Below are 10,330 nucleotides of genomic sequence, written 5' to 3' on the forward strand. Positions count from 1 at the left end.
CGTCCAAGATGATCCGCCGCCACCCGCACGTGTTCGGCACGCCCGAGGAGCGCGCCGCCGGAGCGGAGCCCGGCTTCTGGGCCAGGATCAAGGCCGAGGAGCGCGCGGCCAAGGCAGCCGCGCGAAACGAGGCTCCGCTGCGCGCCGCAGAGAGCCCGCTGCCGACGGGCCGACGCGGAGATGGGCTGCTCGCCGACGTTTCGCTTGCGCTGCCGGCGCTCACGCGCGCCGTCAAGTTGCAGGACAAAGCCGCGAAGGTCGGGTTCGACTGGCCCTCGCTCGCGCCGGTGTTCGACAAGATGCGCGAGGAGCTGACCGAGCTGGAGCACGAGGCCCTCCCCGCCGATCCGCGCGGCGCGGCAGAGCGCAGCTTGGATCGCATCGCGAAGATCGAGGAGGAATTCGGCGACCTCCTGTTCGTGATGGCCAACGTGGCGCGCCACCTGAAGCTCGATCCAGAGGCCGCGCTGCGCGCTGCGAACGAGAAGTTCGTGCGTCGCTTCCGCCATATCGAGGTGCGTCTCGCCCAGCAGGGCCGTGCACTCGCGGACTCGACGCTCGCCGAGATGGACGCGCTCTGGGACGAGGCGAAGGCGGGCGAGCGCCGCTGATCCCCCTCTTCCGTAAGAACGAAGAGAGGGAACCGTGCCCCTCATCCAGCGGCGCGAATGAAATCGGCGACGTGCTCGCGGCGCACGCCGAGGCCGAGCACGCGAGCGGGAATGCGCTGAAGAAACGGAAAGCGCTGCATCAGGCGCAGTGCGAAAGGCGGTTTCGGCTGTTCGCGCAGCTTCAACGTCGGCCCGATGATGGTGTTCTGGGCCGCCACCTGGATGGCCTGCGTGACGCGCGTCGGGAACATGCGGCGCTTCTGCACGGCCTTCAGATCCTCTACGCGGACGGTCCCGGCCTTCAAAGGTCGGGCGAGGATGTTGGCGGCGGCCACCGCGTCCTGCACGGCGAGGTTCACGCCGACGCCGCCGATGGGACTCATGGCATGCGCCGCGTCGCCGATGCAGAGGAAGCCCGGCCGGTACCACCGCAGCAGGCGGTCGACGCGCACCGTCAGCAGGCTCACGTCGTCCCAGCTCGCGATGGCGTCCAGCCGCGCGCGGTCGACTTGCATGGCCGCCGCGACGGTGTCGCGGAACGCGTCGAAACCGGCTGCCTTGAGAGCGCCGAACGCGCCCTTCGGGATGACATAGGCGCACTGCCAATAGTCACCGCGGAAGATCTGCACCAGGATCGAGCCGGCGCCGAAGCGCCCCATGGTCTCGCCAGCCTCCTCCGGCCGCGCCGGCAGCCGGAACCAGAGCACATCCATCGGCGCACCCAGATCCTCGACCTTGAGACCGGCGCGCGCCCGCAGCACTGATCCGCGCCCGTCAGCCGCCACCACGAGATCGGTCCGGATCTCGATCGGCCCGTCGGGCGCCTGCGCCCTGACGCCGACGACGGTGCCGTGCTCCTCGACGAGGTCGGTTGCCTCCGTGTTCATGCGCAGCGCAAAAGTTGGATGCCTTTTGGCCTCCGAGGCGATGAAGCTCAGAAAATCCCATTGCGGCATCATGGCGATGTAGGGCTCGCGCACGGGCAGATGGGTGAGGTCCGCGATCGTCACCGGCGTTCCGCCGACCCTTCCGCCGAGCTTGCGCACTTTCTGGTGCGGAAGCTCGAGGAATCGGTCGATCAGTCCCAGCTCGACCATCACCTCCAGCGTCGAGGGATGCACGGTGTCGCCGCGGAAATCGCGCAGGAAGTCGGCGTGCTTCTCGAGCACGATCACGCGCACGCCGGCGCGCGCAAGGAGGTAGCCCAGCATCAGCCCCGCCGGCCCGCCGCCGGCAATGCAGCACTGGGTGGCGAGAGCCGTCATCGAGGCATCCTCACAGCATGGTCAAATATCTTCCGACAAGCGTTTCGCGGAGGCCCCTGGATGGTCGGGTCAAGGCCGGCCATGACGTAGCGGAGCGACGTGTTATTAGCTGAATTGAACTCGCTTGGGACGACAATCCATACACATTAGCGCGATTGCGGATCGCGGGTGCGAGTGGATGCGCTTTATGGCGGGGAGAGTCCGGCAAGCGCGAGCTGGCGCATGAGGCGCGCCTTCTTCTCCGATGCGATGCGGATGCGCGTTACGACGCGGCCCTCGCCGTCCGGCTCCTGGGCGAGCACGTCCGCATTCTCGTGCATCCAGGCCAGCAGGCGGCCCTCGTGCGCCGGCAGCGTGAGCGTCAGGATCTCGTCGGCGGCGCCGAGGCGCGTGTCGATGGTGTCGAGCAGCCGGGTGATGCCCTCCCCCGTTACGGCCGACATGAGCACGGGCTGCGGCGTGCGGAACCGTGCAGCGGCTTCCGCCTCGGCGCGCGTCACTGGCGAGAGCAGGTCGGTCTTGTTCCACACTTCGAGGATGTGGCCGTCGGCTGCGACCGTGTCGACACCGAGATCGGCGAGCACGGCCTCGACGTCGCGCGCTTGCGCCTCCGTCTCGGCGTGCGCGATGTCGCGCACGTGCAGGATCAGGTCGGCCTCGATTACCTCCTCGAGCGTGGCGCGGAAGGCGGCCACGAGTTGTGTCGGCAGGTCGGAGATGAAGCCCACCGTATCGGAAAGGATGATGCGCCGGCCGGAGGGCAGCCGCACCTCGCGCATGGTCGGATCGAGCGTCGCGAACACCTGGTCCATGGCCAGCACGCCGGCGCCCGCCACGCGATTGAAGAGAGTCGACTTGCCGGCGTTGGTGTAGCCGACGATGGCGACGATCGGATAGGGCACCTTGCGCCGGCCCTTGCGGTGCAGGTCGCGCGTGCGCACGACGCCCTCCAGCTCGCGCTTTATGGCGACGATGCGCTCGTCGAGCATGCGCCGGTCGAGCTCGATCTGCGCCTCGCCGGGGCCGCCGAGGAAGCCGCGTCCGCCGCGCTGGCGCTCGAGGTGGGTCCAGGCCCGCACGAGGCGGCCCTTCTGGTAGGAGAGATGCGCGAGTTCGACCTGCAGGCGGCCTTCGCGCGTCTGCGCGCGCCGCCCGAAGATCTCCAGGATGAGTCCGGTGCGGTCGAGCACCTTGGCATTCCACGCCTTCTCGAGGTTGCGCTGCTGCACGGGGCTGATGGCGTGATCGACGATCACGAGGCCGATCTCGTCGTCGCCGACGCGGGCGCCGATCTCCTCCACCTTGCCCGAGCCGAACAGCGTTCCGGGCTTGGGCTGCGGAACGGGAACGAGCTCTGCGGCGATCACGTCGAGGTCGATGGCCTCAGCCAGCCCCTTGGCTTCCGCCAAGCGGTCCTCGGGGGAATGCAGTGAAACGCGCGGGTTCTGCTCCGCACCGGCGGAACCGCGCGCGCGGGAGAGCACCGGCACAAGCACGAGCGTGCGCATGGCGGCCGCCTGCGTCGCGTGCGCGCCCGTGCCCTCGAGGCTCAAGCCCGATCTATGCGGATCCTTCCTGGCCGGAGCCTTGTCCGGCTTCGTGCTGCGGTCGATGGGACCTACTCACCCTTGCTGACCGTCGACCTCCGCCTCCATCAAATGGACCGGAGCGCCCGGCATGATGGTCGATATGGCGTGCTTATAGACCAACTGCGAGTGGCCGTCGCGGCGCAAGAGAACACAGAAATTGTCGAACCACGTCACGATGCCTTGCAGCTTGACGCCGTTGACGAGGAAGATCGTGAGGGGGGTCTTGCTCTTGCGGACGTGGTTAAGAAACGTGTCCTGGAGGTTCTGAGCGCGATCTGCGGCCATCTTTGTTGCCTCTTTTTTTTGCCTCTTCCTGGACTTTGATGTTGGTCGCGGATTAAGCGCAACCCGCCACGGGCGTGCCGAGAAACCCGTAACTCAGAAAGCAGCTAACATATCTTGATTGCGGGACAATAGGCGCGAGTGCGCTGCGGGACAACATAGAGATTTGAAGTCACAGCACCTTAGTGAGAAAGTTCGGCAACCTGATGAAATATTGAGCGCAGGCGGAGCGTCAGCGTTCCAGGATGTCCGCTGCCGATGGGGACTTTATTGATCGAGACGACGGGCATCACGGTGCCGGAAGCCGAGGTAATGAAGGCTTCGCGCGCGGCAAGCGCCTCCTCCACGGTGAAGGCCCGCTCCGTCAGCGGGATTTTTTCCCGACTCAATAAGTCAAGAAGCGTTCTGCGCGTCACGCCGGGCAGGATTGCATTTCCGGTCGGTCTCGTGATCAGGGTTCCAGCGCCGTCGACGATCCAGGCATTGCTCGAGGCCCCTTCGGTCACGAATCCCGCCGAATCGACGAGCCAGGCCTCCTGAGCGCCGGCTCCGGCCGCGGCCTCCTTGGCCAGGACGGCCGGCAGCAGCATGACGGTCTTGATGTCGCAGCGTGCCCAGCGGATGTCGGGCTGGGTCGCGACGGCGATGCCGGCGGCGGCGCGCGCCTCGCGCTTGGCGTCGTCCACGCGGCGGGCCAGGCAGACGAGCGTCGGCGTGACGTCGCCCTGGGGAAACGGGAAGTCGCGGGGCGCGGCGCCGCGCGTCACCTGCAGGTATAGGAGCCCGGTCCTGATCCGGTTGCGCCGGACGACCTCGCGCATCACGAGGCCGAGCGCGCGGCGCGACATGGGCTTTGCTATGGCGAGTTCGCCGAGGGAGCGCTCGAGCCGGTCCATGTGGCGCGTCTCGTCGACGAGGCGGCCGTCCCTGATCTCGCAGACCTCGTAGATGGCGTCGGCGAACTGGAAGCCGCGGTCCTCCACATGGACGCCGGCTTCGGCGTACGGCAGGTAGCGCCCGTTGACGTAGACGACGCGCGTCATGCCATGCCCTTTGCGGTGTCCGTTGCAGCCATTCGATGTCGCGCAGGTGGGGACTTGCGTGGGTCCCGGCCTTCGCCGGGATGACGTCGAGAGGAGGTGGGCGGCATCCACATAACCAACGTCATCCCGACGAAGGTCGGGATCCACGCGAACATCCACATTCTCCGCGTTGGCGGAATCCTCGTGCGACGGTGCAGCAGCCGTACGCTCAGCTCTTCCGAGCGGGAAGGCCGACGCCAGGACTGCCGCGTCGCCCCCTCACCCGCAAGCGATCGTCCATGTGGAGCCTGGCTTCGCCACGACCGATCGCTTCCGACCTCTCCTAGGCGGAGGGGTCGTTGCGAGAGCTCGAGCCAGAGCGGCGAGTCCTGCGTAACTCGCAACGGTGTCCCTCCTCCCTTGTGGGGGAGGCTAGAAGGGGGGGAGTCCAAAACGGCAGCGGTCGGGATTCCCCTTACCCCTAACCCCTCCCTAAAAGGGGAAGGGGAATAGCGGCGCTCCGATTTCAGCCGGAAGGATGCGGTGCCCGACACGCGATCCTCAGCCGACCTTCTCGCTCACGCGCTGGTCGGACGAGACGCCGAGCGCGCGCAGCTTCCTGTGCAGCGCCGAGCGCTCCATGCCGACGAACTCCGCCGTGCGCGAGATGTTGCCCCCGAAGCGGTTGATCTGCGCGAGCAGATACTCGCGCTCGAAGATCTCGCGCGCTTCGCGTAAAGGCAGCGACATGAGATGTTCCGCGCCGCCGTTGACCGGAAGCGGCACGTTGGAGCCGATCTCCTCGGGCAGCATGTCGGCGGTTATCACCGCGCCGGGGTCGCCGCCGGCGAGGATCATCAGGCGCTCGATGTTGTTGCGAAGCTCGCGCACGTTGCCCGGCCAGTCGTGGGCCTGCAGCACGGCGATGGCGTCCTCGCCGATGCGGCGCGGCGCGAGGCCAGAGGCCTGCGAGAGCTGGCTCACGAAATACTGGATGAGGTCGGGGATGTCCTCGCGCCGCTCGGCGAGGCCGGGCACGCGCAGCGGGACGACGTTGAGGCGATGGTAGAGATCCTCGCGGAAGCGGCCCTCGCCCATGTCGCGCTCGAGGTCACGGCTCGTGGAGGAGACGATACGCACGTCGACGGAGACCTTCTGCGCGCCGCCGAGCCGCTGGAACTTCTGCTCGACGAGCACGCGCAGCACCTTGCCCTGCGTCTCGATCGGCATGTCGGCGACCTCGTCGATATAGAGCGTGCCGCCGTGCGCCTCCTCGAGCGCGCCGACCTTGCGCGGCCCGCCAGAGCGATCCTCGGTGCCGAACAGCTCCTCCTCGACGCGGTCCGGCGCCATGGAGGCGGCGTTGAGCACGATGAACGGCCCGTCGGCGCGCTGCGACTTCTGGTGCAGGATGCGCGCGGCGAGCTCCTTGCCGGCGCCGGAGGAGCCGCGGATCAGGATGCGGCTGTTGGTGGGCGCCAGACGGTCGATGGCGCTCTTCAACTGGTTGATGGCCGGCGACTTGCCGATCATTTCCGCCGAGACGGTCGAGCGCTCCTTGAGCTCGCGCACCTCGCGCTTCAACTGGGAGGCCTCGAGCGCACGCAGCGTGACCAGCACCAGGCGGTCGGCCTTGAACGGCTTCTCGATGTAGTCGTAGGCGCCGCGTTTGATGGCGGTCACCGCGGTCTCGACGTTGCCGTGGCCGGAGATGATGACCACCGGCAGCTCGGGATAGGTGCGCTTGATGACGGACAGCACCTCGAGACCGTCGAGGCGGCTTCCCTGCAGCCAGATGTCGAGGATGACGAGCTGGGGGCGGCGCTCCTCGATGATGCGCAAGGCCTCGTCGCTGTCGCGCGCCAATCGCGTGCGATGTCCTTCGTCCTCGAGAATGCCCGCGACGAGCTCCCGGATATCTGCCTCGTCATCGACAATCAGGATGTCTGCAGCCATTGCTCAACTCCCTCGTGCTCTCGTCAGGGTGCGTGTCCAAAAGGGTCCATTCTCATAAGTCGCGTCCGCCGGCCGCGCGCCGCGGCGCGCCATCGTCGGTCGCCGTTGCCTCCGGCGGAGGCTTCGGCGTCAGGATGGATAGGGGGAACGACAGCGTCACGCGCGCGCCGCTCGGGCGCTCGGGCGTCTGCGGCGCGTCGTCGAGCAGAAGCTCGCCGCCGTGCTGCTCGGTGATCTTGGCCACGATGGCGAGGCCGAGGCCCGTGCCCTTGTGGCCCTTGGTCGTCACGTACGGCTCGAGCAGGCGCGAGCGGTTGTGCTTGGGCAGCCCAGGCCCGTTGTCGATGACATCGATGGCGACCATCGTGTCGTCGACGCGCAGCGCCACGTCCACACGGCCCTGCCGGCCCGGCTCCGCCTCCATGGCCGCCTCAACGGCCTCGGTCGCGTTCTTGACGAGATTGGTCACGGCCTGCGTCAGGAGCCGGCGGTCGAAGGCGGCGTCGAGCGGAGCCTCCGGCATGTCGAGCCCGTAGACGACGCCGCCATGGCTCTCGCGGAACAGGATGACCGCGTCCTGCACCGCGTCGCGCAGGTCGTTGATCTCGATGACGGGCTTTGGAATGCGCGCGAACGAGGCGAACTCATCGACCATGGTCTTGATGTCGCCCGCCTGCCGCTCGATGGTGGCGGTGAGCTTGTCGAAGGTGTCGCGGTCGTCGACGATGACCTTGCCGTACTTGCGGCGGATGCGCTCGGCCGAGAGGATGATCGGTGTCAGCGGGTTCTTGATCTCGTGGGCGATGCGGCGCGCGACGTCCGCCCAGGCGGAGGTGCGCTGTGCCGAGACCAGCTCGGTGATGTCGTCGAAGGTGACCACGGAGCCGACGTCGCCCGGGCCTGCCTTTTCGCGCGTGACGCGGACGGCGAACGTGCGCTCCTCCTCGCCGATGGTGATCGAAATCTCCTGCGCGCCGCGCGATTTCATACCCTGCTCCTCGCGCCGCTCGAGGGCCGGCGCCAGAACGGGGAGCGCGTCGACGAGCTTCTTGCCGACGATCTCCTTCTCCGTCGTCGCCAGGAGTTGCTCGGCAGCGCGGCTGACAAGCGTGATGCGGTCCTGGCTGTCGAGGCCGATGACGCCCGCCGAAACGCCGGAGAGCACCGCCTCCATGAAGCGGCGGCGGTCGAGGAGCTGCTCGTTGGCGGTCATCAGCGCGTCGCGCTGGTGCTTCAGCTCGCGCGTCATGGTGTTGAAGGTCGAGGAGAGACGGCGGAGGTCGCCCTCCCCGCGCCGCTCGGGCAGCTCGACCGCGAGGTTGCCGCGCGAGACCTGCTGAGCGGCGGCGATCAGGCGCCGGATCGGCGCCACGAAGCGGCTCGCGAACCAGAGGCCGACCCAGATGGCGGCGAGCAGCGCTGTCATCGAGATCATGGTGTAGATCAGGCCGTGCGCGAGCTTGAGGCCGCCGCGCGCCGCGCGCAGGCGGTTATACTCGTCGACGCTTTGGGCGGTTCGCTGCAGGTGCCCCATCACCTTGGCGTCGAGCAGACGCGTCACGTAGAGGAGCCGGTCGGGATAGCGGTTGAGCTTGGCCACCGCAGAGACCTGGGACGAGCCCGTCGGTGTGAACAGCGCCACCTGTCCCGCCTCTGCCTGCGTCAGGTAGTAGTAAGGGACGGGCGTGAACGGCATCTGCTTGTCCTCGAGCGCGGCGACGATGGGATCGCCCTTGCCGTCGAGAACGTAAGCGGAGGGGATGTCGCGCAGTCCCGCCTGCGCGATGATGTGCTGCTTGAACTCGGGCGTGTCGGCCGGGATCTGGTCGGCCGCGGAATCGATGTCGCGCACCATGTTGGCGATGTCGGTGCGTAGGAGTTGTCCGTGCTCGACGACGTAGGCCTGAGCCACCTCGACCGAGTTGTTGATGATCTCGCGCGTGCGCGTCGAGAACCAGCCGTCGAGCGAGCGCGAGAACGTGGTGGTGGCGGCGACCGCCAGCAGCATGGTCGGCAGCGCGGCGATGATCGAGAACAGGAGCACGATGCGCACATGCAGCCGGGCGCCGGCGAGCTTGGCGCGCCAGGCGCGCCACATGCCGTAGCCCTGCCAGGCGATGACGCCGATCATGGCCGCGATCAGAATGACATTGATCAGGAGCGCGCCGAGTACGATGTCGTCGCGCGGCGCGATGGGGGTGAGACCCGTAAGTATGAGGTACGTTGCGAGCGCCGAGACGAGCGACAGGACCACGACCACAAGGCCGATCCAGAACGCGCGGTCGGTCACATCGAGCAGCGGAGACGCCGTGCCGCCCGTCCAGCCGGCCGTGCCTGGTGAGCTTTTTTCGCTCATGGACCTTTCCGGTGCTGCCGCGTGCGCGTCCGCGTAAGTGTTACATTCCGAGCACGACGCTTCGTGTCGGTCTTGCGTCGCCGCCACTTCGAGCAACTGAGGTGGCGTGCGCCGGGCACAAACCACACTGTAACTGTGACATTCTTGCGACGCAATTGGTGCGACTTAACGACTTGTGTGCAAGCCGGCCACGCGCCTGTGGCCTTTGGTGGGTGCAGCGAGGCAAGTGCCTTGGCTTTGCGGCGAGGTGTCTGGCCCCCGGCCTTCGCCGGGGTGACGGGGTGTGCGGGCGCACGCGGGGTCCACATGACAACATCATGCTGGCGTAGGCCGGCATCCAGCCACGCCTGACGGGAACCAAGTCGTTTTCCTACGGCATGGGCGTGCGGAAGACGCGGATGTCGAGGGCCTTGATGCGGCTCCGCAGCGTGTTGCGGTTGAGGCCCAGAAGCTCGGCGGCGCGGATCTGGTTGCCGCGTGTAGCCGCGAGCGCCGCCGAAAGCAGCGGATGCTCGACCTGCCGGATCACCCGGTCGTAGAGGCCTGGCGGCGGCAGCTCCTTGCCGAAGCTCGCGAAATACTGGGCGAGATAGCGTTCGACCAGCTCCGAGAAATCCTTGGGCTCGCTGTCCGACGTCGGGCTCCGCTTGGGCAGCACCTCGGCCAGCTCCTGGTCGATGATCTGCTGGGTCAGCGTGTCCTGCGTATAGAGCGCGCCCACGCGGCGCACGAAGTTCTCGAGCTCGCGCACGTTGCCAGGCCAGGGGTGCGCCTTGAGCCGCTCGATGGCCGCGGTCTCGATCGACTTCTGCCCGAGTCCCTCGCGCGCGGCCTGGCGCAGGAAGTGGCGCACGAGGTCGCCAATGTCCTCGACGCGCTCGCGCAGCGGCGGCAGGCGCAGCGGCACCACGTTGAGGCGGTAGTAAAGGTCCTCGCGGAACAGGCCCTGCTGGATCTGGCTCCTGAGGTCGCGGTGCGTGGCGGCGATGATGCGCACGTTGGTCTTGATCGGCGTGCGCCCGCCGACAGTTGTGTATTCGCCCTGCTGCAGCACGCGCAGCAGGCGCGTCTGAGCTTCGAGGGGCATGTCGCCGATCTCGTCGAGGAACAGAGTGCCGCCCTCGGCCTGCTCGAAGCGGCCCGGCGTGCGCGTCTGCGCGCCCGTGAAGGCACCCGTCTCGGGGCCGAACAGCTCGCTCTCAATCAGCTCGCGCGGGATCGCGGCCATGTTGATGGCGACGAACGGGCC

The 10,330-nt window shown here is 67.6% G+C and carries 8 protein-coding genes; 1 reads left to right on the forward strand and 7 read right to left on the reverse strand.

From position 1 onward, the window contains the following. A partial coding sequence (locus IT540_RS18235; protein WP_291181095.1) for a MazG family protein occupies positions 1–611 on the forward strand: 611 nt, incomplete at its 5' end. Between the two features lie 41 nt (positions 612–652). On the opposite strand, the gene IT540_RS18240 is transcribed toward IT540_RS18235, so the two are convergent. The 7 genes from IT540_RS18240 to IT540_RS18270 form a co-directional block, all read right to left on the reverse strand. Continuing rightward, the gene (locus IT540_RS18240) at positions 653–1,876 is read right to left on the reverse strand and encodes an FAD-dependent oxidoreductase (RefSeq protein WP_291181097.1); all 1,224 of its coding nucleotides are present in this window, start codon (positions 1,874–1,876) and stop codon (positions 653–655) included. A 185-nt stretch (positions 1,877–2,061) separates the two neighbouring features. Beyond that, the gene (gene hflX, locus IT540_RS18245; RefSeq protein ID WP_291181108.1) at positions 2,062–3,384 is read right to left on the reverse strand and encodes a GTPase HflX; all 1,323 of its coding nucleotides are present in this window, start codon (positions 3,382–3,384) and stop codon (positions 2,062–2,064) included. A 114-nt stretch (positions 3,385–3,498) separates the two neighbouring features. Next, positions 3,499–3,750, reverse strand: a complete 252-nt coding sequence (gene hfq, locus IT540_RS18250) for an RNA chaperone Hfq (protein WP_291181099.1) — start codon at positions 3,748–3,750, stop codon at positions 3,499–3,501. Positions 3,751–3,929: 179 nt separating this feature from the next. Next, the gene (locus IT540_RS18255) at positions 3,930–4,790 is read right to left on the reverse strand and encodes a D-amino-acid transaminase (protein WP_291181101.1); all 861 of its coding nucleotides are present in this window, start codon (positions 4,788–4,790) and stop codon (positions 3,930–3,932) included. A 540-nt stretch (positions 4,791–5,330) separates the two neighbouring features. Then, positions 5,331–6,725: a sigma-54 dependent transcriptional regulator gene (locus IT540_RS18260; RefSeq protein ID WP_291181103.1), complete on the reverse strand. Its 1,395-nt coding sequence runs from the start codon at positions 6,723–6,725 to the stop codon at positions 5,331–5,333. A 52-nt stretch (positions 6,726–6,777) separates the two neighbouring features. Beyond that, a complete protein-coding gene (locus tag IT540_RS18265) occupies positions 6,778–9,081 on the reverse strand; it encodes a PAS domain-containing sensor histidine kinase (RefSeq protein ID WP_291181105.1) in 2,304 nt (767 codons plus the stop codon). A 370-nt stretch (positions 9,082–9,451) separates the two neighbouring features. Then, a partial coding sequence (locus tag IT540_RS18270; protein WP_291181107.1) for a sigma 54-interacting transcriptional regulator occupies positions 9,452–10,330 on the reverse strand: 879 nt, incomplete at its 5' end.

Origin of the sequence: Hyphomicrobium sp., assembly GCF_020852195.1 — a bacterium.
Classification (GTDB): domain Bacteria; phylum Pseudomonadota; class Alphaproteobacteria; order Rhizobiales; family Hyphomicrobiaceae; genus Hyphomicrobium_C.